Here is a 23,573-nt window from a genome sequence, read left to right on the forward strand (position 1 = left end):
ACGTTTCCGTGCGATAAATTTTGTGTTCGGGCATTTGCGACCCGGAGAGCGGAACGTTTTGGACGACCTTTCCCCGATACTGTGAATCTCTGACGGCCCCGTTTTCGGCGGGGGGTTTTACCATGCGCAAATGCAGGACTGCCGAAGCAACCACCGGGACTTGCCCACGATGCCAGGCGGCGGGCAAACCACAAGACTGACACGGGTGAAGGAGTTTCCCCAATGGCCCAGACCGGCACCGTTAAATTCTTCAACGCGACCAAAGGCTTCGGCTTCATCACGCCCGACGGCGGCGCCAAGGATGTGTTCGTCCACATTTCCGCGATCGAGGCTTCGGGCCTGCGTACCCTCGTCGACGGCCAGAAGGTAACGTTCGACGTTGAACCCGATCGCATGGGCAAGGGTCCGAAGGCGGTCAATCTCCGCGCGGCCTGAACCGGCGTTGCCGGCGCGCCCGCCAGGACGCGCGAAAAAAGCGCTTTGAGCGCGCTTGAACCGGCTTTGTCAGCCGTCCCAGATATTCGAAGGCGCGACGTTTCCCGTCGCGCCTTTTTCATGTCCGCCGTCGCCGTGGCAAAGGACACTCGACCCGCTCATGGAACGGGCTGGTCGCCGGAGCGATCGTCTGACGAGAACTGCCTTCGGTGCAACGATCTATTTTAGCCCCTTGATCGTTGCCGAGTTCGCCAAAACTTTCTCTTGCCGATGGCGCTAAAATAAAGGACAAATTTCCCTTCGGGCATTTGCCGGCCCGAAAACTGGACTTTATGGGATCAAAGGGAGCTTCCCATGCCGCAGACCGGCACCGTCAAATTCTTCAATCATGCCAAAGGCTTCGGCTTCATCACGCCGGACGACGGGCAGAAGGATGTCTTCGTCCATATTTCCGCCGTGCAGGCGTCGGGTCTTCCCGGTCTGGAGGATGGGCAGAAAGTGACATTCGACACCGAGCCGGACAAGCGCGGCAAGGGTCCGAAGGCCGTCAATCTGTCGGTCGGCTAAGCCGGCTGAAGACAGTCTGGGCGGAGATTGATGAGGCGGAGCGCCTTCCGCAAGCATGTGGTTTTTGCCGCATGACCTGAATTAAAGGTGCAAATTCCGTTCAGCCCCCGTTCAGCCACGGTCTCCTATTAATCGTCCCCAAGGCCGGACCGCATCCCCGAAAGAACTACCCGGACCGGCACGAAGGAGACCAAAATGAACCGCATTTTCAAGACCGCCATCCTGGGCGCCGCGCTCGCCGCGACCACGCTCACCACCTTTTCTGCAGCCAATGCCGATGACTGGGGCTGGCGCCATCATCATGGCCGCCACCATAATGGCGACGCTCTCGCCGCAGGTGTCGTCGGCCTCGCGGCAGGCGCCCTGATTGCCGGCGCGCTGAGCAACCCGCAGCCGCGCTACAACAGCGCTTACGACGACGACTACGAGTACCGCGAAGTGCGGCCGGTCCGCCGTTACTACGCCCAGCCGCGCGTCGTCTATGCCGACCGTTATGCCGAGCCGTGGACCCGCGACTGGTACGAGTACTGCTCGGACCGCTACCGGAGCTTCAATGCCCGCAGCGGCACGTTCACCGGCAATGACGGTGAGCAGCATTTCTGCACCGCCAACTGAGGCATCCCTGCCCCAACAAAAAGCGCTGACCGCAAGGCCAGCGCTTTTTTTGTTGTTCAGCGTGGATGCGTCCAGGTCGCGAGCTACGTCAAAAACGGATTGGTCCGCCGCTCCTCGCCAAAACGGCCGCCCGGACCATGGCCGCAGATGAAGCCGATGTCGTCGCCGAGTGGCAAAAGCTTGTTCTTGATCGAGGCGATCAGCGTCGCATGGTCGCCGCCCGGCAGGTCGGTGCGCCCGACCGAGCCGCGAAACAGCACGTCGCCGACATGGGCGAACTTGGCCGCCCGGTTGTAGTAGACGACATGGCCCGGCGCATGGCCGGGGCAATGCAGCACCTCGAACACGTGGCCGCCGAACGACACCGTGTCACCCTCGCTGAGGAACCTGTCGGGCACGCAGTTGCGCACCCCGGCAATACCGTAGCGCTGGCCCTGCTTCTCGAGATTGTCGAGCAGCAGCTTGTCAGCCTCGTGCGGGCCGATGATCTCGATGCCGAGCGCCTCTTTCAGCTCCATGGCGCCGCCGGCATGGTCGATATGGCCATGCGTGATCCAGATCGCACCGGCCGAGATCGAATTGTCCTTCAGCACCGCCAGCACCTGGTCGATGTCGCCGCCCGGGTCGACGACGACGCCATGCTTGTCATCCATGTCGAACAGGATGGTGCAGTTCTGCTGGAAGGGCGTGACCGGCACGATGCCGGCATTGAGCTGACCCATGATTGTCCTTTCGCTGTGTCTGGCGTGATGTAGAGGCACAGGCAGGCAACGTCCACAGCTCCGCGACAATCTTGACAGACCCCAAAACAGAAATGGGCGGCCCAACGGCCGCCCATTTGACGAAGCCCGAGATTTCGAGGCTTATTTCTTCATCGCGCCCATGACCGCACCGATGATGCCGGTCAGGATCGCGCCGCCGCCTGCGCCACCGACGAGATTGTCTACGTTAAACGCGCTGCCAGCTGCCGTCGCGGCCGCTGCCGGGTCGACCGTGCCGCCGCCGAGCAGGCTGCCGAGGATCGCCGCGCCGCCGACGCCGCCAATGGCGCCGCCCAGGATTTTGGTCAACTGGCCCATCGCCGCATTCTTCAGCGCGACGCCGACCGCCTGACCACCGACAACACCCGCTATTACCTGCACAACGATCGCAATGAGCGTGTTCGTATCCATGTCCCTAGTCCCTCCATAGCTGCCAGCCTCCCGGGCCGACGCCATCATGAGACGCCGAATTAGACGAAAGTCAAATGCGTAAATGCTGAAATAAAAGGGGCGGCCCTAAAACCGCCCCTGCTTGCGAAAAAAGCTGTGATTTCCGTTATTCTGCGGCTATCGCATGCTTAGGCTGCACTGCGGCAGAATAGTCGTTCATCAAAGTCTTGGCGATCTCGCCGACCTCGAATCGGTAGGGGCCGATCTCGGAAACCGGCGTCACTTCCGCCGCCGTTCCGGTGAGGAAGCACTGCTCGAAACCTTCGAGCTCCTCAGGCATGATGGCGCGCTCGATCACCTCGAGGCCACGGTCCTTGGCGAGGCCAATGACGGTGCGGCGGGTGATGCCGTCGAGGAAGCAATCGGGCTTGGGCGTATGGATCTTGCCGTCCTTGACGAAGAAGATGTTGGCGCCCGTGGCTTCAGCGACCTGGCCGCGCCAGTCGAGCATCATGGCATCGGCATAGCCCTTGGCCTCGGCGGCGTGCTTGGACATGGTGCAGATCATGTAGAGGCCGGCGGCCTTCGACTTCGACGGCGCCGTGCGCGGGTCGGGCCGGCGCCATTCCGCGAGATCGAGGCGGATGCCCTTGAGCTTCTGCGCCGGGTCGAAATAGCTCGGCCATTGCCAGATGGCGATGGCGCAGTTGATGCGGCTGTTCTGCGCCGAAACGCCCATCTGTTCGCTGCCGCGCCAGGCGATCGGCCTGACATAGGCGTCCTGGAAGCCCTGCTTCTTCAACAGCGTGGTCGAGGCGTCGTTGAGCTCGGCCACCGAATAGGGAATCTTGAAGCCGAGCAGGCGCGCCGATTCATGCAGGCGCTCGGTATGCTCGTTCAGCTTGAAAATCGCGCCGCCATAGGCGCGCTCGCCCTCGAAGACGGCGCTGGCATAGTGCAGGCCGTGGGTCAGCACGTGGATCTTGGCGTCGGCCCATTTGACGAACTCGCCGTTCATCCAGATGAAGCCTTCAAGCTGGTCGAAGGGAACGGATGCCATGGAAACCTCCCGCGGGCGGCGGCCCGCACATCATTGGTGTTCTTGTTTGTTTCGCGACAGCCGCGTCAGGGCGGCCGGGTATCTTGAAGCCTAAGCGGATAATCGAGCTCTGGCAAACTCAGGAAGTTCCGGAAAAACCGCGCTCCCTTGCCTTTTCGTTCGCAATCCGCCCAAAAGCTTGTCAAAAATTACCATTGCGGGGAAATTACGTCAATAGTACTGACATAATTTCCCTCTATTGACGGAGAAATGATGACGGATCGAAGCCCAGCTGCCGGAAAACCGATCAAGACGGCGATCACCGACGAGGACGGCATCGACTTCGCCATCATCGAACTGTTCTTCTTTGCCTACCGCGATTTCACCTCCGATCCCGACCAGATCCTGGCCGATTACGGCTTTGGCCGCGCCCATCACCGGGTGCTGCATTTCGTCAACCGCCGGCCGGGGCTGACGGTCGCCGAACTGCTCGACGTGCTCAAGATCACCAAGCAGAGCCTGGCCCGGGTGCTGAAGCAGCTGATCGATACCGACCATATCGTGCAGTTGCAGGGCCCGCGCGACCGCCGCCAGCGTGAACTCTACCCGACGGCCAAGGGCCGCGCGCTGGCGCTGGCCCTGGCGCGGCCACAGTCACGCCGCATCCGTGCTGCATTGGAAGATTCCGGAGCCAGCGAGCGCCCCTTGATCGAAAGATTCCTGGAAGCCATGGTCAATCCGGAACTAAGGGCGCAGATCGACATTGTGCCTGCAAACATGTCAGGGAAAAGCCATGGAGACCATTGACAGGGTGGACCAGCCGGCGGCGCCGGACGATGACGCGCCGCATCTGCTGGTGGTCGACGACGACACCCGCATCCGCAATTTGCTCAAGCAGTATCTGACCGAAAACGGCTTTCGCGTCACCGTCGCGGGAAATGCCGGCGAGGCCAGGCGCAAGCTCGCCGGGCTCGACTTCGACCTCCTCGTCCTCGACGTCATGATGCCCGGTGAAACCGGCGTCGACCTCACCAAGGCGCTGCGTGAGGAGAAGAACGTGCCGATCCTGATGCTTACCGCGCTATCGGAGACCGACAGCCGTATCACCGGGCTGGAGGCCGGCGCCGACGATTATCTGCCCAAGCCCTTCGACCCGCGCGAGCTGATCCTACGCATCAACAACATCCTGCGCCGCGGCGGCCCGGCGACAACGCCCAAGGTCGAGCAGCTGGTCTTCGGCCCCTACACCTTCCAGATCGCCAGGCGCGAGCTGAAGCGTGGCGGCGAGGCGCTGAAGCTGACCGACCGCGAGCAGGAGATCCTGGCGATCTTCGCCGCACGCGCCGGCGAAACCATACCGCGCCATGAGTTGGTCGGCGACGATTCCGAAGTCGGCGAGCGCACCATCGACGTCCAGATCAACCGGCTGCGCCGCAAGATCGAGCGCGACCCGTCCAACCCGGTCTGGCTACAGACGGTACGCGGCATTGGCTATCGGCTCAGTGTGGAGTAGCTGGGCTTCGGCTAGGCGGTCCAGGCGGTTGCGCTTTTTGATTTTAGGTATCGCGACGACCGAACGGATTACTGGGGTTCAGTGAAGCTGGCCCAGGATTCCAGAGCTGCTCGCCACCACCCAGCTCCCGTAAATCTGGAAGGCTATAGCGCCAATCGCAGCTGCCGAAATCGGCACGCCAAACGGCACGACGCCCTTGCGGTCCAAGTGCTGGACATAGACGCGAAACGCGCCGGCAGGCAGCATGAAAGGGTTTTTCATGATCGCCGCGGTGGCGATGGCGAAAACCAATAGCAGCACCGAGAAAACGGCGAGACCACTTCCACCAGTCAGAAACGGAACGATCGCCATCAGCTTGACGTCGCCGGCTCCGACCTTGCGCAACGCCCAGAACGGAAAAAGCGCAAGAAACAGCAAGAGGCCGGCAGCCGCGCTCAGCCCCATGTCCCACCAGGATCCGGACTGAACGGCCAACAACAGCAGTGAGCCCAAGCCCAGGCAAAGCAGCAGCAGTACGTTGCTGTTGGATATCTTCTGGGTGGTGAAGTCTCGCCACGCGATCTTTGCAAGCAGAGGAATGGCCAGCGCCTTCAGCAGCAGCGCTTCGATCAGCAACATTCTACCGCTCGATGTTCTGCACGCTGGACGACAGGAGCTTCAGATTGTTGACCACGGTCGGATCGTTGGGCGCCAGTTCATAGGCCTTGAGGAAATTCGCGCGGGCGTCCTGCAGCTTGCCGCGCAGCAGATAGGAATAGCCGACATTGTTGTAATATTCGGGCGACGCCCCCATCAGCTTGAAAGCCCGGGCGTAAGCCTTGTCGGCGAGATCGAAACGATGGATACGATCACATGAGGCGGCCAGTCCCATCCAGGCGCCGCCATCATTGGGTGCCAATTGCGTCGCCTTGAAGAACAAGGCACCGGAATTGCCGTAGTTTTCCGCGCGGAACTGGTTCTTGGCCTCGCCGACGGCCTGATCCGAGGCATAATATTCAACGTCGCTGACGGTCTTCAACCCGTCGAAGGCATCGCCAAACGACGTTACGTCGCCTTTCGACGGCTCGTTGGTGCGGACGACCCCGTTGGTGTCGGCACCATTTGTCTGGCAGCCGGCAAGCACAACAGCCAGCGCGCTGGCTGCGACTGCGAGGCGCATTGGCCTTGTCATTTTCTTGTCCCCAGAATCCCTCGACGCATCATTAGGACCAAACCATATACACAACTAGAAGAAAATCCCCTTCATGCGAATGATGACCGGCAACATGATGACCATCATAACCACAGGGAATATGCACAGCCCTAATGGAATCATCATCTTCACCGGCAGAGAGTTGGCGCGTTCTTCTGCACTCAGAATCCTTTGCCCACGCATCTCGGCGCTATAAACACGCAAGGCATCGGTGAGGCTGGTGCCGAGTTCTTCCGATTGACGGAACAGGACAGCCAGCGCCCGCGCCTCGTCAAGTCCGATGCGATCTGAAAGTTCGCGTAGCGCTTCCCGCAACGGCTTGCCAGCACGCAACTGCAAATTCATGATCGACAGCTGTATTCCCAGCCACTTGTGGGTGGCGGCCATTTCATGGCTGACGCGTTCGACTGCCCCCTCCAGGCTCATGCCGGCATCGGCGCAGGTGATCATCATGTCCATGAAGTCGGGGAAGGCTCGACGATAGATCTGTTTCTGGCTGTTCTCAAAACGGTCGAGCAGAATGGAGGGAAGCACCATGCAGGCGAGGCCGAACAGGGCAGAACCAGCAAGGGTGATGAAACCTGGCAGGTGCGGCGGCAGAACCCGCGACAGGACTGCGTACATTGCCAGAAAGCCGACGCAGACCGCGACAAGGCGGGATAGCGTGTAAATCAGCGGTGCGCTTGATTGATAAAAGCCGGCGCGAAACAGCTTCGCTTCCAAGGCGTTTGGCTCTTCCCGCTCCCTCTCGATCGACTTGAAGTAGGCTTCGACCGGCCGTTGCGCGGCAATCTTGGCAAGCTGGTCTTGTCCGAGCATCGATCGGCGGTCTGTACTTCCTTCGCCCATCAGGCTCTGCGCGACGAGCTTTCGTGTCTGCAGAGCCGGCAAGAAGACAAACGCACCGAACAGGAAGAAGGACACCGCCGCCACAAAGACGGCAATGGACACCAAGAAGCCCAGGTCCTGAATGTTCGAAAACAATTTGTTCGTCGCTCCCAGTCAAAAATCGAAAGTAACCATCCGGTACATGATGTAGTCGCCAAGCAGCGCCCACAACCCAAAAAGCAGAAATATCGGGAAGATGAGCGGGTTGCCCCAGACGGCGCCGTAATAGGCTGGGGAAAGGATCTGAAGTGTGAAGAACATCACAATAGGAAACAAGGAAATGATCCACGCGGAGACGCGACCTTCAGCCGAAAGCGCCCTGATTTTCATTCGCAATTTCTGCCGTTCACGCAGAACCGAGGAAAGATTGGCCAGAATTTCGGTCAAATTGCCGCCCGTCTTGCCCTGGATCGACAGCGATACCGACAGCAGCTGAAGGCCCTCGAAGCCGACACGCTGCGAAAGCTTTCGCACGGCCTGCTCGATGCTGAGGCCAAAGGTGATTTCATCGGAGACGATGCCGAACTCGGTGCCGAGCGGATCGGGCATTTCGCGCGCGACCAGACCGATCGCGACCGAAGCAGGGTGTCCGGCGCGCAGCGAGCGAACGATCATGTCGAGCGCATCCGGCAGTTGTTTGGCAAATTTCCGGATTCGTTTATTGCGGGCGCGCCGGAGGACGAGAAGCGGCAGGACAAGCCCTACGATCAGAAAGATAAGAAGCGACGCCAAAGGGGAAAAATTGAAGAGTACCAGCAGCAACGCCATCGCCAGCCCTGCAAGCAGAAATGTTGCGGCGAAGGTCAACGGATTTCCGGTGATGCCGGACTGGGTATAGAGCCTGTTCAACCAGACCAGTCCAAAAAGAAAGTCGCCGGAGTCCGTGAGGCCGCGTTCTCGCAGCAACCCTTGCAACGTTTGTTCGGCCGGAACCTCGCCGGCGAGCCGCTTCAATCGGCGATTAACTGCTAGAGACCGGGAGCGGCGGCCGGCAAATGAAAGATAAAGAGCTTCGCCGGCGAGAATGACCGAGGCTGCCGCCAGCATATAGATGAAATACAGCAGAGCTTGACCCGTCGGCATCACAGGGCAACCTGCGGGTTGAAGGCGTCCTTGGCAAATTGATGGCCAAGCGTCGCGGCCTCCGGAGCGAAACGCGGACGGACACCGGTTGCGCGAAAGTCTCCGATGACCTTGCCCTCGGCTGTGACCTCACGGCGGACGAAATGATAGATTTCCTGAAGCTGGACGACATTGCCCTCCATCCCAGTCAGCTCCGATATAGAGGTGACACGCCGGCCGCCGTCCGAAAGACGCTGTGTTTGAACGATGATGTCAATGGCGGAGGCAATCTGCGCCCGGATCGAGTCGTGCGTCATCGGCATGCCGGCCATGCCGACCATCTGTTCCAGCCGCGAGATCGCGTCGCGCGGCGTGTTGGCGTGGATGGTGGTCATCGACCCTTCATGGCCGGTGTTCATGGCCTGCAGCATATCGAAAGCTTCCTCGCCGCGCACCTCGCCGACGATGATGCGGTCCGGCCGCATGCGCAACGCGTTCTTCAGCAATTCGCGCTGGCGCACCTCGCCCTTGCCCTCGACATTGGGCGGGCGCGTCTCCAGCCGGCCGACATGCGGCTGCTGCAGCTGCAACTCGGCCGCGTCCTCGATGGTGATCAGGCGCTCCTTCGAGGGTATGTAGCTCGACAGCGCATTGAGCAACGTCGTCTTGCCGCTGCCGGTGCCGCCCGAAACCAGGATCGATTTGCGCGCCTGCACGGCGATCCGCAGCAGCTCGATCATCGGCGGCCGGATCGAATTGAATGCCATCAAACGCTCGAGCGAATAAGGGTTCTTCGAGAACTTGCGGATCGACACCAGCGGTCCGTCTACGGAAATCGGCCGTACCGCGATGTTGACGCGAGAGCCGTCGTTGAGGCGCGCGTCAACCATCGGCGACGATTCATCGACACGCCTGCCGATAGCCGAAACGATCTTGTTGATGACGCGCAGCAGATGCGCCTCGTCACGAAACCGGATGGCCGTCTCTTCAACCAGGCCACGCCGTTCAATGAAGACACGCTTGTGGGTGTTGATCAGGATATCGGTAATGGAATCGTCCTTGAGCAGCGGCTCGATCGGCCCCAGCCCCAGCATCTCGTCCGCCGTGTCGCTGGTCAGTTGATCGAGCTCGCGCGCATTAAGCGGCACGTTTCGGCCACGAACAAACTCGCGAACGATTGGACGGATCTCGTTCAGAATCTCGTCCTTGGAGGCATTTTCAAGAGCGGTCAGATTGAACCGATCGATAAGGTGCCGATGAAGTTCGACCTTGAGTGTCAGAAAATCGTCGCCGCGCGATTCAATATCAGCGGCTGGCGAAAGAGCCGGAACGGCAGGCAGCACAGTCGGCTGCTCGGCCCTTGTCGCGGTCTGCTGCTCGCTTGGTCCCTTGATAAACCGCCCCAGCATGATCCTCTATACCCCCGTTAGCCCCTATTAGCGGAAACTAAACGTTAACCAAGCGAGGCACAAGCGTCGGATGCCTCACGTCAGGCCAATGCTTTCAACATAGTTAAGAAGGACGCCGGAAAATATCGTTTTCATTTCGACGCCGCGCTTTGTCTTCCCCCAACTTCCCACCTCACGGAACCTTTCATATCGCAACAAACGAGATGCGGGTGAAAAATGTCCATAAGTCCTTAGATATAAAGGAATATGCTGATCGGCTAATGTGACTATCCTTTTGCCTTAGCTGTGGCCAAATTGTGAATGAATGGTTAAGGGCGGTTGAAAATTCAGCCGAATCAAGCTCTTGTCAGAATTTAGATCGCGCTTGAACTCACCGATTCAGGTATTGGAAGGTTAAGGAACTGTTAATCCGTTTGACTCTGCTTTTTCGTGGGACCTAGGATTGAGGTGACGGGGGATGCTTGGGTATGGGGTTTCATCCTTGGCTCTGTCTCGTCGGGTTCAAACCTCCAAAAGGGAGACATTGACATGAAGAAGCTCATGACGGTGGCCCGGCAGTTCCGCGACGACGAAAACGGCGCTGCTATGGTCGAATATTCCATCCTTATCGGCATCATTGCCGTTGCATCGATCCTGACTGTCCTCGCCATCGGCGGCTGGGTAAACGGTCGTTTCTCGGCACTCTGCACCGCCCTAGATGGGCACCCGACCGGCACGTGCAATGCCGCCGCCGGCACCGGCAGCTGATCGCCTGACTACTACACTCAGGCCCGGATCGTTCGAGCCGGGCCTGAATCCGATCGCAGCGGGCGAATCCCGCATTGGGGCTTGGGGTTTGGGGTATGCGCGCCAATACGCTTATCATGATCGTTCTCGCCGGCGTGTTCGGCGTTCTGGCAGTTGTGCTGGTCAATATCTGGCTGGCCGGCCAGCGTAGCGCCATGGCGCAAACCGGCCTCGTTCAAGGCAGCACAGTCGTCGTAGCGGCAATGCCGCTGAAGTTCGGCGACGCGCTCACCGCAGATAAATTGCGCGAAGTCGCGTGGCCGGCAGGTGCGGTTCCAACAGGCGCCTTCAAGACAACGAAGGAGGCTCTGGCAGGCGAAGGCACGAGGCAGGCGCTTCAGACCATTAGTGCCAACGAACCTGTCCTCGCCAGCAAGATCACCGGCCCAGGTCAGCGCGCCACGCTTTCGGCAGTGCTCGGCGAAGGCATGAAGGCCGTTTCTATCAGGGTGAACGACGTTCTCGGCGTTGCCGGCTTCGTGTTTCCGGGTGACCGGGTCGATGTGTTGCTGACACGCACGGTGCGCGGTGACGATGGCACGGACAAGAGTTTTGTCGACGTGCTGCTGCAAAGCATGAAGGTGCTCGCCATCGACCAGGTCGCCGATGAGAGCAAGGATAGCCCGACAGTCGTGAAGTCGGTGACGCTCGAGGCCAGCACCAAGGATGCGCAGAAGCTGACACTGGCGGCTGGTGCCGGGCAGCTGTCGCTGGCGCTTCGCCAGGCCGCGGGCAGCAAGGGCGAGACGACCGAACGCGTTACCCTCTCCGACCTGACCGGGGAGACCCCGGAGGATGTCGCCAGGCGGCAGGCGGAACTCGACAAGAGGGCGGCTGAAGAAGCAGCTGCTGCTGCCGAGCGCAAACGCGCCGATGACCAGATAGCCGGGCTGGCTCAGGCTGTAGAGCGGGTAGGCAGCCGGCTTGACGAGTTGGGCAAAGTGAAGCCGGCCGTGGTGTCGGCACCGGAAGTTAAGGAAGTAGTCAAATTCGTGCAGCCGGAACCGCCGAAGAGTGTTACAGTAGGCGTGTTTCGCGGCGTGAAGCTCGAATCGTATGACGTGCCGCGACAACCATAAAGGGGCGCGGCGAAGCGGGCGCTGCCGGCGGCAGCGGTTTGGGGAGATGGGGATGCAGGGGGTTCGGATGAGGGTTGCGGCGGCCGCGCTGTACTGTTTGGCTGCGCTGCTGACGTCGAGCCTTGGGGCTGGAGCAGCCGACCGCTTCATCGACGTATCGAACCCGAGCGTCCATCGCGTCTTCCTGCCGATGTCACAATCGGTGACCCTCCAGGTGAGCGCCAATCTCGGTGATATCGTTGTCGGCGACGAGAAGATCGCCGATGCCCAGCCCATGACCGACCGCACGCTTTATGTCATCGGCAAGAGCGCTGGCACCACAACGGTCAATCTCTTCTCCCCGGAAAAGCGCTCGCTGGGCGTCATCCAGATCGAAGTCGGTGTCGATGTCAGCGACATGGCGCAGGCGATCCGCCAGGTGGCGCCCAGGGCGCGCATCGAGATCGGTTCGATCAACGGCAAGGTCAGGCTTGGCGGTCACGTCAAGGATGGCGCCACGCTGGCGTCAATCCTGGAAGTGGCACAGCAATATGGCCCCGACGCCATCATAAATTCCGTCATCGTCGACGACAGCCAGCAGGTGAATCTCGAGGTCCGCGTGCTCGAGGCCAAGCGCAATACCGGGCGCGACCTCGGTGTGTCGATCAGGAGCACAAATGGCAGCGGCACTACCCGTACAGGCACGGGCGTTGCGGCCGTCGACGAAGACGATATCGTGCTCGGACCGGGCGCTCTGCTTAGCGGCCTCTTGTCGGGCAGCAATCCATTTGCTGCTTTGATCACCCGGGTTATCGACAGCAACATCAAGGTCGACCTGATCATCGAAGCGCTTGAGGCCAAGGGGGCCGTGCGCACGCTGGCTGAGCCCAATCTCACCACGCTTTCCGGTGAGCCGGCCAGCTTCAACGCCGGCGGCGAAGTGCCTATCCGTGTCGTCGGCGCCGATGGCGAGGTAACCATTACGTACAAGCAATTCGGCGTTAATCTGCTGTTCACGCCGGTCGTACTCGACGATGGCAAGATCCATATGAAGCTGGCGCCGGAGGTGAGCGACCTGACCGGTTTCACCACGGCCGGCGATCCGATCTTCACCAACCGCAAGCTGGCAACCGTTGTCGAATTGCGCGATGGCCAGAGCTTCGCGGTCGGCGGGCTGCTGTCGAGCAAGACCACCAAGCTGCAGAACCAGGTGCCGTGGCTCGGCCAGGTGCCGGTGATCGGGACGCTGTTCCGCAATTCGAGCAACCAGAAGGAAGAGACCGAACTGGTCGTCATAGTCACGCCGCACATCGTGCGGCCGGTGAAGCCCGGCGAGCAGCTGGCGACGCCGTTCGACAAGACACGGCCGGCCAACGATCCGGAGTTCTTCGTGCTCGGTCAGCTCGAGGTGAACAAGGACATGATCCGCAAATACGAACATGGCGAAGGCGTCACCGGCCCCTATGGCCACATGCTCGACTTCAAATCGAAGGACAAGATGCTCTATGTCAAGAAATAGCGCCTTGATCCTCATTCTGTGCGCCGGCGCGCTGACGGGCTGCGCCGCCGACTATCTGAACAATTACGACACGGTGACCCTGGCCGCAGGTGACACACAAAAATTCAATTCGCTGGCGCAGACGGTCGATCCGTTCAATCCGAACGCGAAGAACACACATATCGAAGGCGACGGCGCGCGGGCTGCCGCTGTTGCCCAGGCTTACAAATTTCCACCGCCACCACCGCCACCGCCTGCGATCACGGTCAATGTCGGCGGGTCGGGTGTGACCAACGGAGCGAATTGAACAGAAGGATGCGGTCGCGATGCGCCGGGCGGGACGAGGGGCCAGGTGCAAGGAAGCTAGAGAGTAAGGTCATGTTGGGGACCATTAGGGCGTTCTGGAATGATCAGCGCGGTATCGCGATGATCCTTGTAGCTATAATGATACCTGTACTTGTCGGCTTCGCCATTCTGGCCATCGATTTTGGTCGGGCCAGCAGTCTTCACAATGATCTTCAGAAGGGCGTCGATGCTCTAGCCCTTGCAACGGCTGCGGAACTGGATGGCAAACCGGATTCGATCACCAGGGCCGATCGGGCGAAGACGAACCTCCTGACCGGGCAGACGACCAAGTTTTCGACCGCAGGCAATCATACGCTCGCCCTGTCCGATGTAACGGTAACCTACCTGACCGGCATTCCCGCCAGCGACACCACCACGTTGAGCGCTGCCGGCGTCGATGCTAATGGCGTCAACTGGGCCAGCACTGATCCTACAGCGGTGTCGTTCTCCTTGGTGACGGTGAACCCTTCCGGCTTGGCGGACGGTGCCGGCGCCTTCGAAGCGATCTTTCCGGTAAGCATTCTCGGCGGCAACGGCAATATGGACATCCAGCCCCAGGCCGTGGCCGGGTTCGTTCAGTCGATCTGCGAAACCGTCCCGCTGTTCATGTGCAACCCGTTCGAGACGACCGACCCGTTAACCAGCAAGACCATCCAGCAGGCCTTCGCATCGGGCGACACCTACGGTCGAGAATTCCGCATCCTCAAAGTAGATTCCAACCCCGGACCGGGCAACTTCGGGTTGTTAGATAACAGCCTCAGCTCGCTGCGCGACGCCATAGCGATGGGAACGTCAGGCACTTGCTACAACCGAAATGCGCTTACCACGAAAACCGGGGTCACCTTGGGTGCGGTCAACACTGGACTGAATACCAGGTTCGATCTCTACAGCGGCTCTCTCAACAAGTATGACAGGGACTGGGCATATCGGCCGTCCAGCAATGTTCGCAAAGGCCAGAAGACTGGCTGCAGCAAATACGATCCCGTCGCCGATAATACCGCGCTGCCCCTCCCTCCCGGTACCAACTACGTCGACGCGAAGGGCATGTCCGACAAGATCGCGGCGCAAAGCTTCTGGAACAGCTACTGGACGATAAATCACGGGACGGCATATCCAAATGTCCCCAGCGCCACCGACCCGACCGGTACCAAAACTGCGCCCGCCTCCCGATACGACGTCTACAAATATGAGATTTCGAACGGGCTGGTGGGTGATAAATCAAAGGCGCCGACAAAAGAAACCGGCACGCCGGCATGTTACAAGGGGACCACCCCGACGGCAGATCCGGATCGCCGGCTCCTCAACATGGCGATCGTCGACTGCATTGCTAACCAGGGCAAGATCAATGGTCACACCACGCTCAAGCCGAACGGCTATGCGAGCATATTCGTCAACACGCCGGTACAAAAGCAGGACAACACCAAAGACCCCGAGGATACCTCGGCAGGTGAAAAAGCAATCAGTCTGGAGATAGTCGACGTCGACGGCGGGTTTGCCAACAATACTCTTGTCGACAAAGCATTCCGCAACGAAGCCCAGCTGTACCGGTAGAGCCTGTATGACCAAGCTTGGCCAAATCATCCGGCGGTTCCAGGGCGACGAAAGTGGCACCGCCTTGGTGGAAGCCGCGATCACCATACCACTCGTGTTGCTGCTATCGGTCGGTGTGTTTGAATTCTCCAACGTTCTGAACACGCGCCTGCTCCTTGAAGCAGGCGTGGAGGATGCAGCCCGGTATATGGCGCGATGCAGCAGCGACTGGGACACCTGCAAAGGGCGCGCGCAAAACCTTGCTGCCAATGGGGCGGTCAGTGCCGGCAGCGCTAGAGTTGATGGATGGCTTCCAGCGACAGTCGCGATCACCAAAACATCCACGCTTGCGACCGACGTATCGGGCACCCAGCTTTATCTTAGCAACAAGAGCACGGTCGACGTCGTAGACGTCAGCACATCCTATTCTTACCAGGACTTCGGATTCTTGTCGTATCTTGGCTTTGGTGCTGTTACCCTCAGTGTCTCCCATCAGGAACGAGTTATCGGATGGTGATGGGAAACCGAAAGTTTTGCGCCGAGCAGTCGGGCACCGCGATGGTCGAAATGGCCATCGTTCTGCCATTGCTATTGACGCTTCTGCTTGGCTTCGTCGATTTCGGCTATGCCTTTTACCAATGGAACGCCGGAAACAAAGCGGTGCAAGCCGGCGCAAGACTGGCGCAGATTTCTACACCTGTCGCAATCGGGCTTCCATCTGAAACGCTAACGCAGAGCGATGTAACCAAAGTCGGTACCGCGGTGCCGGCCGGAACGTATGATTATGTCTGCACTGCAAGCACGGCAGGCGTCGCTTGCTGCAGTATCGGAGGAGGCGCGTGCCTACCCGCGAATGCCAGCCAAACCTCGTTCGACGCGATCTATGACGGCACCGCCAACCGTGCCGGAATGCATGACTTCCTGTCGACGCTGAAAAAGTCAGAGGTTCGGATCGAATACGCCGCCTCCGGCCTCGGTTACTGGACGCGGCCCAGCGGGCCGGTGCCGACCATCACCACCAGCATCACCAATCATCCCTTTCAGTTTTTCTTCCTGGCCGGATTGCTCGGGTTCGGAAACATCACCATGCCCTCCATGCTGAGTACGGTTACGGGCGAAGACATGAAGAGCACGTGGACACCATGAACGCCATCGACACCAAGGTTACTCCGACCAAGCGAAAGCAGGTTGCGCTGTTCTCTTCGGATGCGAATTTCAAGCGCGAAGTGACGACGCGGCTCGATGCGCTGGCGATCTATGACGTCAGGGTTTCCGAGACCGGCGACTTCCTTAGGGGTCCGCCCGCCGACACGCGCCCAGGCATTGTTATCCTCGACCTCGGCAATGGCGAGTTGCTCGCCAGGCCTGGCATCGTCGAAGCGCGCGCGCTGTGGGCGGCCGTGCCGCTGATCGCGGTCTCCGACGAGCTGTCGTCGGAGCAGACGCGCGTGCTGGTGCGCATGAACGCTTCGGACTGGCTGCACAAGCCGCTCGACGGCAAGGAACTGTTGAACGCAGTGACCTTCCACGACACCGGCAACCAGGGCACCAAGAGCCGCATCATCACCTTCATCAGCGCCAGCGGCGGCGCCGGCGCGACGACGCTCGCTTTGTCGGCGGCAGAGCACCTGGCGTCGAAATCGAAGGAACGCGGGGCGTCCACCTGCCTGGTCGACCTCGATTTCCAGAGCGCCAATTGCGGCGCCTATCTCAACCAGTTCAACCAGTTCGACCTCGGCGGCATCATCGGCCAGCCGGAGAGGCTCGACGTCGAACTGATGGATGTCATCAAGCTCTCGCGCCCATCCGGGCTGACGCTCTATTCCTTCGAGAGGCCGCAATTGCCTTTCGAGCCGCAGGGCGCCGATTTCGTGTTTCGGCTGCTTGACCTCGTCGCCTACCGGTTCGACGACATCGTCATCGACCTGCCGAACATCGAAACGCGCTGGCACGATTCCGTGCTGTCGACGAGCGATGAGATCTTCATCGTCTTCGAACTCAACGTCGCCTCTCTGCGGCAGGGCAAGCGGCTCTACAAGAAGATCCGTGAATTGCGTGGCAATGCGGTAAGCATCACGCTGGTCGCCAACAAGCACAAGCGCAAATGGTTCGGGAACCACTTTTCGCGCAGCGAGCTGGAAAAGATTTTCAAGGCGCCGCACATCAAATCGGTCGCGCTGGACAATGCGCTTCTGGCCGATGCGTTGAACCGTGCTATCCTGCCTGCCGAGGTGGATGGGCGTGCGCGCTTCAACAAGGACCTGAAGCGGATGTTCAAAGAGCGGCTTGATGACGCTGCCAAATAGGTATCGGCCAAGTGGGTATCGGATTGGCCCGGGATTGGCCTGCGTCATGGGCCTGGCGCTGGCGATGTCGGTCCAGGACTTCGCCAGCGCGCGATCGGCACTTTCAGATCGGCCGCCGCTGCCGGCAATGGGCCCCAGCCTGCGCAAGACTGTCGCCTTCGAGACCACGGAACAGCCCGGAACGATCGTTATCCGCAAGGGCGAGAAAGCGCTTTATCTGGTGACCCGACAAGGCCAGGCGCTTCGCTATCAGATCAGCGTCGGACGGGACGGATTTGGCTGGACCGGGGTCGTCAAGGTGGGGGCGAAGACCGAATGGCCGGAATGGCGCCCTCCCCGCGAAATGCGCGCCCGCCAGCCGGAGCTGCCGCAAATGGTGCCGGCCGGTCCCTACAATCCGCTCGGCGCCAGGGCGCTCTATCTGCTTCGGGATGGGCGTGACACGCTCTATCGGATACACGGAACCAACGATCCGTCGGGGGTTGGCTTCGACGGAACATCGGGGTGTTTTCGCCTTACCAACACCGATGTGATCGATCTCTTCAAGCGCGTCGCGATCGGCGCAAAGGTGGTGGTTCAATGACCATGATCAGCGAACCGGACATGCCGGCAATCGAGATTGGGACAGCAGCCCGCATTGAAGAGCAGGTTGTCGTTGGGAAACCGAACGACAAAAGCATTATCGGCGCGGTCATCATCGGCACGTCCCTACTCACCCTGGTGAACATAATAGCCGCGGTTTATCTCTACCGCGGCATCAGCGATATGCGCGTTCTGGAAGGGCGCCTGCAACAACTCGGGACGTTCGAACAACGAATCGGGAGCCGGCTGGATACGGTCAACAACGGTTTTCAGAGTCGATTTGAAAAACTCGACAGTCAACTACAGAGCAGCTTTGGTGAGATCACCAGGAGCATAGCCCGGCTGGAACAGAGCCAGCCTCTTGCTGGTGACGACGTCATGTCGAGCGCACCGGAACCTTCCGTTGACACAACCAGCAGCATGGCGGAGACGCCCGCCGTTCTCGATGGCGAAGGCGCGGTCGAGCCCAGCGTTGTCGAAGCGCCGCGACAGCCGAAAAACAGGGTCGCGGCCGCAGCGCCTGCCCCAAGCCCCAATTACCAGCGCATACAACAGGCCGACGGCAAGGTTTACTACAGAAAGATCAACTAGCGCTGGAAGACGTGGGCTGCCTTAGTAGTCTCGCTGCAGACCAACGAGCCTCACGGCCAGCGCTTCTGACCGCTGTCGGCTTTCGCTGAGGAAGACAACATGACAATAGGCGCATGCTGTCACACCCAGAAACAGCACAAGACTGTTCTTCACGGTGAAATCGACCATTAGTGAGAATGGAAGACCTCCGGGTACCGTGAACGAGGCGACCGTGCTTGCTGTTTCGGAATGGCTGGTGACGGCGATCATAAGCCCTGCGAAAAGCAGGGCGACGTGATTTGCAAGGAAGAAGAAGGCAGCCGACTTTCTTGTGCGGCACGCCATCCAGCAGACGATCGACAGGGCGGCCAGGATAGAGGCATCGAGAACCATCGACGCCCCCAGAAAGACATCGATCTGTTGCCAGAACAGTGTCGACAGCGGCCTTAGTTCCAGCCAGATCCGCCACATTGTGGGACTGGCCGGATAGCCTCCCAGCAAGAAGGTCGCCATGCGCTCCCCTGCCAAGATCAGCAGGATCAGAGCTGGGAAGGCAAAGAGCAGTATCGACTTGCGCTTCATGTCACCCTCGACAATCTGGCATTCAAGATAGATTGCAGAGATTGAGCGAGGATTAACGAGCTTTGCTGGTCCCGGCGCCGCAGCCGGCTGCGCGTGGCAGCCTGCAAGTCAGCAAGAGCCATGCGGTTATGGCGCAGCCATTAGTTGTTTTGGCTGAGCACGAGCGTCACCACCTTGGGCTCGACTCGTTGCAGACATCGTTCCGGAATGTTGGGCCACGTCGCCTTGGCACATCCCTCGTTTCCGCCTGACGCCAGCGCAAGCCAGCGTTCCGACTTAAGGTCTTGCTCGGTGGTCGACAGGAAGACCTGTGTAGCCAGCGCGGTCGCCATGGACACCTGGACGAAGATAAGGGCGTAGGCGAATCGTCTGATCATCCGCTCGCAACGCCCAATCCGCGAAGTGGTTCCAACGTCGCGACGCGCGGGTGTACGCTTGATCACGATTCTTGCGCTTCTGCGCCCTTCCGGTCATCGGCGCCATGCCACGGCTGTTCCAGAACGGCTCGGCGTGGAATAGAATGCCACCCGATGGCCGCCGTTTGGCCATAGACGAGTGCCATCGACGAGCGACCAGCGGAAGAACACATGGCGACCACGCAACTGGAACGGTCGGACGGCTTCGGCGCGCGCATATCGCGCGCGCTGAAAGCCATGCCGCGCGCCTGGAACCGGTTCTGGCGGCTGGTCGCGCTCTATATGCCGAAGCGGCTTTATGCCCGCTCGCTGATCATCGTCATCGCGCCGATGATCCTTCTGCAATCGGTCGTCGCCTTTGACTTCATGGAACGCCACTGGGCAACCGTGACGCAGCGCCTGTCGCAGGCCACCGTGCGCGACATTGCCGCGATCATCGACATGATCGAGACCTACCCGCACGATGGCGACTACGCCAACATCATCCGCATCGCGCAGGACCGCATGCAGCTGAAGGTCGACTTGCTTCCGCCCGACCCGCTGCCGGCGCCCGGTCCGAAGCCCTTCTTCTCGATCCTGGACGACGTCCTCTCGAGCGAGATCACGCGCCAGATCAACCGCCCGTTCTGGATCGACACGGTCGGCAATTCCAACATCGTCGAGGTCCGCATCCAGCTCGAGGGCAAGGTGCTGCGCGTCTTCGTGCGCCGCAGCCAGGCCTACGCTTCCAACACCCACATCTTCCTGATCTGGATGGTCGGCACCTCGCTGGTGCTGCTGACCATCGCCATTCCCTTCCTGCGCAACCAGATCCGGCCGATCCTGTCTCTAGCCGAGGCCGCCGAAAGCTTCGGCAAGGGCCGTCCGATGCCGCGTGACTTCCGCCCGCGCGGCGCCGAGGAGGTTCGCCGCGCCGGCTTTGCCTTCATCCAGATGCGGGAGCGCATCGAACGCCAGCTCGAACAACGCACCGCCATGCTGACCGGCGTCAGCCACGATCTCAGAACCATCCTCACCCGCTTCAAGCTGCAGCTGGCGCTGGCCGGCGGCAAGCCCGAGACCAAGGCGGCGCTCAACCAGGACATTGACGACATGCAGTCGATGCTGGAAGGTTATATCGCCTTTGCCCGCGGCGAAGCGTCGGAAGATGCCGGCCATTTCGATCTTGAGGCCTATTTCCAGAAGCTCGGCGAGGAGGCGTCGCTGCACAAGCGCAAGCTGTCGACCACGCTCGCCGGCGACCCGGACGTGCATGTGCGCCCGCACGCTTTCGCCCGGCTGTTGTCCAATGTCGCCGGCAATGCCTTGCGCTATGCCAAGACGGTGGAGATCAGCGCCGATCACGGCCGCGGCTCGCTCGTCGTCACCATCGATGATGACGGTCCGGGCATTCCGCTGGAAAAGCGCGAGGACGTGTTCAAGCCGTTCGTGCGGCTTGACGAGGCGCGCAACCTCGACGCCAGCGGCACCGGCCTTGGGCTCTCCATCGCCCGCGACATCGCCCGCAGCCATGGCGGCGACATCATGCTGGACGACAGCCCGCTCGGCGGCCTGCGGGCCGTGATCAAGGTGCCTGCCTGATCAGAGCATGATCCCGAAGGCGGGCCTGGCCAAAACCGCCTTCATCCGCCCGTCATGAAATCATGGTCAAGAGCGCGCATGAAGCGCGCGACCTCAGTTGATTCGGCTCAGCCGCCTCACTTCGACCTCGTGCCTGCCCGGGTGCGCTGGAGCGAAGCGGGGGCAGCCGCGTGGATGCCGTTCCGCCGTCGCATCAAGGCAACCGACGATCCGAGCAAAGGGCCGCCATGCGCATCCTGATGGTTACCGACGCCTGGCGCCCTCAAGTCAACGGCGTCGTCCACACGCTGGAGCGGCTAACCGAAACGCTGAAATCCTTCGACGTCGAGGTCGACTTCCTAACCCCGAACATCTTTCGCACCTTGCCCTTGCCGACCTATCCCGACATCCGGCTGGCACTGACCACGCCCGGCAACGTCGCGCGGCTGATCGAGACGCGCAAGGCCGACCACATCCACATTGTCACCGAGGGACCGCTCGGCATCATGGCGCGGCGCTATTGCCGCAACGCCGGCCGTCCCTTCACCACCAGCTATCATACCCGCTTCCCCGAATATCTCAGCGCCCGCCTGCCGGTGCCCGAGAGCTGGGCCTATCGCTGGCTGCGCGATTTCCACAATTCGGGACAAGGCACGCTGGTGGCCACCCAGTCGCTGGCCGACGATCTCGCCGCGCGCGGTTTCAACAAGCTGCGGCCATGGACGCGTGGCGTCGATACCGATCATTTCCGCCCGGACAAGAAGAAGGACCTCGGCTTTCCCGGCCCGGTGTTCCTGTGCGTCGGCCGCGTCGCCATCGAAAAGAACCTGAGCGCCTTCCTCGATCTCGACCTGCCGGGCAGCAAGGTGATCGTCGGCGAAGGACCGGAACTAGCCAAGCTCAAGGCGAAATATCCGCAGGCGCACTTCCTTGGCCACCGTCCGAACGACGAACTGGCCGAAATCTACGCCTCGGCTGACGTCTTCGTCTTCCCCAGCCGCACCGACACCTTCGGCAACGTCATCATCGAGGCTCTGGCCAGCGGTACGCCGGTCGCCGCCTATCCGGTGACCGGGCCGATCGACATTGTTGGCGACGGCGTTGGCGGTGCGGTGTCCAACGACCTGCGCGAGGCAGCCCTCGCTGCCCTCAATGTCGACCGCGCAGAGGCCCGCGAACGCGCTATGCGCTACAGCTGGAAGGCGTGTGCTGAGATGTTCATGGACACGGTCGAAGAGGCGCTTGGCACCAGGCGCAAGCTGGCGGCCTGACGCTACTTTCCTAGAACAGTCGCCCGCCGTCCGGCACCCTGCGCTCGATCGCTCCGAGCACCACGGCGCCCTCTTCGTCGGGAAAGCCGAGCGTCAGCACTTCGGACATGAACGGGCCGATCTGGCGTGGCGGGAAATTGACCACCGCAAACACCTGCAGGCCGATCAGCGTTTCCGGCGCATAATATTTGGTGATCTGCGCCGAGGATTTCTTCACGCCAATATCGGGACCGAAATCGATCTTCAGCTTGAACGCGGGCTTGCGCGCCTCGGGGAACGGCTCGGCCTCGACAATGGTGCCGGCGCGGATGTCGACACGATCGAAATCGGCAAAGCTGATCTCGGGCTTGCGCGCTCTGCTCGAACTCATTTTCTTTTCTTGGCGACGATCAGGCGTTGCCATACGTCTCGAACAGGACGCCGGCCAGCGCATCCTTGGCCGAGGTTCCCGACCAGACAACGAACTGAAAGGCCTGGAAATAGCATTCGCAGGCTTCCAGCGCCGACGACAAAAGCACCTCGACCTGCTGGCTCGACGGTTCGACCCCGCCGGCGAGCAGCAGCGACTGGCGAAACATGATCGCGCCCTCCTGCTCCCACAGGTCGAAATGGCCAAACAGCATCTGCTCGTTGATCAGCGACAGCAGCCGCATCACTTCCAGCGCACGGGCTTCCGGCACCTTGATGTCGAACGCGCAGGCCAGATGCAGCGCCTCGAAATCCTCCATCCACGAGAAGGAGACGTGATAGTCGGTCCAGTTGCCGGCAACCGAGATCGAGATTTCGTCATCGCCGGCCCGCTCAAAGGACCAGTCATTGTTATGGGCCACCTGCTCGATGACATCCACCGGATGGATTTCACGGGAGAATTCGAGTTCGAGAAGTTCCATGGAATGCTTCCTGTGTTCAGGGGAGCGCCACACGCTCCGCGGGGCACACACGACGAACAATCTTGTCTAGAACTCGGACGGCCAGGACTTCACGACACAAAGACCCCGGACCGGACCCCACCGCCCGGCCGCATGACCCTGTTCCGAATCATGCAACAAATTCAGTCTATTGATCGGGAGTCGCGTGAACAGCCTTATTTTTCGCACTGCGTCATCCGCATGTGGAAAGGCGCTGTCACAAAGATTCATGCATTGCCGGTAAACGATTCACGGCAAAGCACTTTTTCGGATTGCGCTTTGTGGAAAAG

At 60.5% G+C, this 23,573-nt stretch carries 29 protein-coding genes; 17 read left to right on the forward strand and 12 right to left on the reverse strand.

What is annotated here, in order from left to right:
* Positions 1–222 precede the first annotated feature (222 nt).
* The 3 genes from ACWGTI_RS02060 to ACWGTI_RS02070 all read left to right on the forward strand — a co-directional run bounded on the left by ACWGTI_RS02060 (position 223) and on the right by ACWGTI_RS02070 (position 1,617).
* Entirely contained in the window at positions 223–435 is a 213-nt protein-coding gene (locus tag ACWGTI_RS02060) for a cold-shock protein (protein ID WP_006202520.1), read from the forward strand.
* Positions 436–789: 354 nt separating this feature from the next.
* Positions 790–1,002 carry a cold-shock protein gene (locus ACWGTI_RS02065; RefSeq protein WP_112561038.1) on the forward strand — a complete coding sequence of 71 codons (213 nt, stop codon included), beginning with the start codon at positions 790–792 and terminating at the stop codon, positions 1,000–1,002.
* Positions 1,003–1,197: 195 nt separating this feature from the next.
* On the forward strand, positions 1,198–1,617 hold the full coding sequence (locus ACWGTI_RS02070) for a BA14K family protein (protein ID WP_454585584.1): 420 nt from the start codon (positions 1,198–1,200) through the stop codon (positions 1,615–1,617).
* A gap of 83 nt (positions 1,618–1,700) precedes the next feature.
* On the opposite strand, the gene ACWGTI_RS02075 is transcribed toward ACWGTI_RS02070, so the two are convergent.
* The 3 genes from ACWGTI_RS02075 to ACWGTI_RS02085 all read right to left on the reverse strand — a co-directional run bounded on the left by ACWGTI_RS02075 (position 1,701) and on the right by ACWGTI_RS02085 (position 3,828).
* Entirely contained in the window at positions 1,701–2,339 is a 639-nt protein-coding gene (locus ACWGTI_RS02075) for an MBL fold metallo-hydrolase (protein WP_454585585.1), read from the reverse strand.
* Positions 2,340–2,480: 141 nt separating this feature from the next.
* Complete coding sequence (locus tag ACWGTI_RS02080; protein ID WP_454585586.1) at positions 2,481–2,789, reverse strand: hypothetical protein; 309 nt, start codon at positions 2,787–2,789, stop codon at positions 2,481–2,483.
* A 145-nt stretch (positions 2,790–2,934) separates the two neighbouring features.
* Entirely contained in the window at positions 2,935–3,828 is an 894-nt protein-coding gene (locus tag ACWGTI_RS02085; protein ID WP_112561042.1) for a branched-chain amino acid aminotransferase, read from the reverse strand.
* Between the two features lie 252 nt (positions 3,829–4,080).
* On the opposite strand from ACWGTI_RS02085, the gene ACWGTI_RS02090 reads away from it, so the two are divergent.
* Together ACWGTI_RS02090 and ACWGTI_RS02095 are read left to right on the forward strand one after the other, a co-directional pair.
* The gene (locus ACWGTI_RS02090; protein ID WP_112561176.1) at positions 4,081–4,614 is read left to right on the forward strand and encodes a MarR family winged helix-turn-helix transcriptional regulator; all 534 of its coding nucleotides are present in this window, start codon (positions 4,081–4,083) and stop codon (positions 4,612–4,614) included.
* The gene (locus ACWGTI_RS02095; RefSeq protein ID WP_454576897.1) at positions 4,601–5,320 is read left to right on the forward strand and encodes a response regulator; all 720 of its coding nucleotides are present in this window, start codon (positions 4,601–4,603) and stop codon (positions 5,318–5,320) included. Before ACWGTI_RS02090 ends, ACWGTI_RS02095 begins: the two co-directional genes overlap by 14 nt.
* A 78-nt stretch (positions 5,321–5,398) precedes the next feature.
* Here ACWGTI_RS02095 and ACWGTI_RS02100 read toward each other — a convergent pair whose 3' ends face one another.
* The 5 genes from ACWGTI_RS02100 to ACWGTI_RS02120 are packed head-to-tail and all read right to left on the reverse strand — an operon-like array spanning position 5,399 to position 9,871.
* On the reverse strand, positions 5,399–5,938 hold the full coding sequence (locus tag ACWGTI_RS02100; RefSeq protein ID WP_454585587.1) for a prepilin peptidase: 540 nt from the start codon (positions 5,936–5,938) through the stop codon (positions 5,399–5,401).
* A 1-nt stretch (position 5,939) separates the two neighbouring features.
* Positions 5,940–6,491 (reverse strand): tetratricopeptide repeat protein, encoded by a 552-nt coding sequence (locus tag ACWGTI_RS02105; protein WP_454585588.1) that lies wholly within the window; start codon positions 6,489–6,491, stop codon positions 5,940–5,942.
* A 54-nt stretch (positions 6,492–6,545) separates the two neighbouring features.
* Entirely contained in the window at positions 6,546–7,496 is a 951-nt protein-coding gene (locus tag ACWGTI_RS02110) for a type II secretion system F family protein (RefSeq protein WP_454585589.1), read from the reverse strand.
* An 18-nt stretch (positions 7,497–7,514) separates the two neighbouring features.
* Positions 7,515–8,483, reverse strand: a complete 969-nt coding sequence (locus ACWGTI_RS02115; protein WP_454585590.1) for a type II secretion system F family protein — start codon at positions 8,481–8,483, stop codon at positions 7,515–7,517.
* A complete protein-coding gene (locus tag ACWGTI_RS02120) occupies positions 8,483–9,871 on the reverse strand; it encodes a CpaF family protein (RefSeq protein WP_454585591.1) in 1,389 nt (462 codons plus the stop codon). Before ACWGTI_RS02120 ends, ACWGTI_RS02115 begins: the two co-directional genes overlap by 1 nt.
* 528 nt (positions 9,872–10,399) lie before the next feature.
* On the opposite strand from ACWGTI_RS02120, the gene ACWGTI_RS02125 reads away from it, so the two are divergent.
* The 10 genes from ACWGTI_RS02125 (at position 10,400) to ACWGTI_RS02170 (ending at position 18,567) form a co-directional block, all read left to right on the forward strand.
* A complete protein-coding gene (locus ACWGTI_RS02125) occupies positions 10,400–10,618 on the forward strand; it encodes a Flp family type IVb pilin (protein WP_454585592.1) in 219 nt (72 codons plus the stop codon).
* A 95-nt stretch (positions 10,619–10,713) separates the two neighbouring features.
* Complete coding sequence (gene cpaB, locus ACWGTI_RS02130) at positions 10,714–11,736, forward strand: Flp pilus assembly protein CpaB (RefSeq protein WP_454585593.1); 1,023 nt, start codon at positions 10,714–10,716, stop codon at positions 11,734–11,736.
* A 52-nt stretch (positions 11,737–11,788) separates the two neighbouring features.
* Positions 11,789–13,234 (forward strand): type II and III secretion system protein family protein, encoded by a 1,446-nt coding sequence (locus ACWGTI_RS02135; RefSeq protein WP_454585594.1) that lies wholly within the window; start codon positions 11,789–11,791, stop codon positions 13,232–13,234.
* Positions 13,235–13,238: 4 nt separating this feature from the next.
* Positions 13,239–13,520, forward strand: coding sequence for a hypothetical protein (locus tag ACWGTI_RS02140; RefSeq protein WP_454585595.1), 282 nt, complete (start codon positions 13,239–13,241; stop codon positions 13,518–13,520).
* Between the two features lie 71 nt (positions 13,521–13,591).
* Positions 13,592–15,109, forward strand: a complete 1,518-nt coding sequence (locus ACWGTI_RS02145) for a TadE/TadG family type IV pilus assembly protein (RefSeq protein WP_454585596.1) — start codon at positions 13,592–13,594, stop codon at positions 15,107–15,109.
* Positions 15,110–15,116: 7 nt separating this feature from the next.
* Entirely contained in the window at positions 15,117–15,605 is a 489-nt protein-coding gene (locus tag ACWGTI_RS02150) for a TadE/TadG family type IV pilus assembly protein (RefSeq protein ID WP_454585597.1), read from the forward strand.
* Positions 15,599–16,234: a TadE/TadG family type IV pilus assembly protein gene (locus tag ACWGTI_RS02155; RefSeq protein WP_454585598.1), complete on the forward strand. Its 636-nt coding sequence runs from the start codon at positions 15,599–15,601 to the stop codon at positions 16,232–16,234. Before ACWGTI_RS02150 ends, ACWGTI_RS02155 begins: the two co-directional genes overlap by 7 nt.
* Positions 16,231–17,394: an AAA family ATPase gene (locus ACWGTI_RS02160; protein ID WP_454586464.1), complete on the forward strand. Its 1,164-nt coding sequence runs from the start codon at positions 16,231–16,233 to the stop codon at positions 17,392–17,394. Before ACWGTI_RS02155 ends, ACWGTI_RS02160 begins: the two co-directional genes overlap by 4 nt.
* Positions 17,378–17,977, forward strand: coding sequence for a L,D-transpeptidase (locus ACWGTI_RS02165; protein ID WP_454585599.1), 600 nt, complete (start codon positions 17,378–17,380; stop codon positions 17,975–17,977). The genes ACWGTI_RS02160 and ACWGTI_RS02165 overlap by 17 nt, the downstream gene beginning before the upstream one ends.
* The gene (locus ACWGTI_RS02170; protein WP_454585600.1) at positions 17,974–18,567 is read left to right on the forward strand and encodes a hypothetical protein; all 594 of its coding nucleotides are present in this window, start codon (positions 17,974–17,976) and stop codon (positions 18,565–18,567) included. Before ACWGTI_RS02165 ends, ACWGTI_RS02170 begins: the two co-directional genes overlap by 4 nt.
* A 21-nt stretch (positions 18,568–18,588) precedes the next feature.
* On the opposite strand, the gene ACWGTI_RS02175 is transcribed toward ACWGTI_RS02170, so the two are convergent.
* Both ACWGTI_RS02175 and ACWGTI_RS02180 read right to left on the reverse strand, forming a co-directional pair.
* Positions 18,589–19,128 carry a hypothetical protein gene (locus ACWGTI_RS02175; protein WP_454585601.1) on the reverse strand — a complete coding sequence of 180 codons (540 nt, stop codon included), beginning with the start codon at positions 19,126–19,128 and terminating at the stop codon, positions 18,589–18,591.
* A gap of 140 nt (positions 19,129–19,268) precedes the next feature.
* The gene (locus ACWGTI_RS02180) at positions 19,269–19,505 is read right to left on the reverse strand and encodes a hypothetical protein (RefSeq protein ID WP_454576880.1); all 237 of its coding nucleotides are present in this window, start codon (positions 19,503–19,505) and stop codon (positions 19,269–19,271) included.
* A 210-nt stretch (positions 19,506–19,715) separates the two neighbouring features.
* Here ACWGTI_RS02180 and ACWGTI_RS02185 point away from each other — a divergent pair, with 210 nt between their 5' ends.
* Both ACWGTI_RS02185 and ACWGTI_RS02190 read left to right on the forward strand, forming a co-directional pair.
* Positions 19,716–21,125: an ATP-binding protein gene (locus ACWGTI_RS02185; protein WP_454585602.1), complete on the forward strand. Its 1,410-nt coding sequence runs from the start codon at positions 19,716–19,718 to the stop codon at positions 21,123–21,125.
* A 227-nt stretch (positions 21,126–21,352) separates the two neighbouring features.
* Complete coding sequence (locus tag ACWGTI_RS02190) at positions 21,353–22,375, forward strand: glycosyltransferase family 4 protein (RefSeq protein ID WP_454585603.1); 1,023 nt, start codon at positions 21,353–21,355, stop codon at positions 22,373–22,375.
* Positions 22,376–22,385: 10 nt separating this feature from the next.
* Here the strand turns inward: ACWGTI_RS02190 and ACWGTI_RS02195 are convergent, their stop codons facing one another.
* Both ACWGTI_RS02195 and ACWGTI_RS02200 read right to left on the reverse strand, forming a co-directional pair.
* Positions 22,386–22,745, reverse strand: coding sequence for a tRNA-binding protein (locus ACWGTI_RS02195; protein ID WP_454585604.1), 360 nt, complete (start codon positions 22,743–22,745; stop codon positions 22,386–22,388).
* A 19-nt stretch (positions 22,746–22,764) separates the two neighbouring features.
* Complete coding sequence (locus ACWGTI_RS02200; RefSeq protein ID WP_454585605.1) at positions 22,765–23,265, reverse strand: YbjN domain-containing protein; 501 nt, start codon at positions 23,263–23,265, stop codon at positions 22,765–22,767.
* Positions 23,266–23,573: the final 308 nt, after the last annotated feature.

This window comes from Mesorhizobium sp. ArgA1 (genome assembly GCF_053714375.1).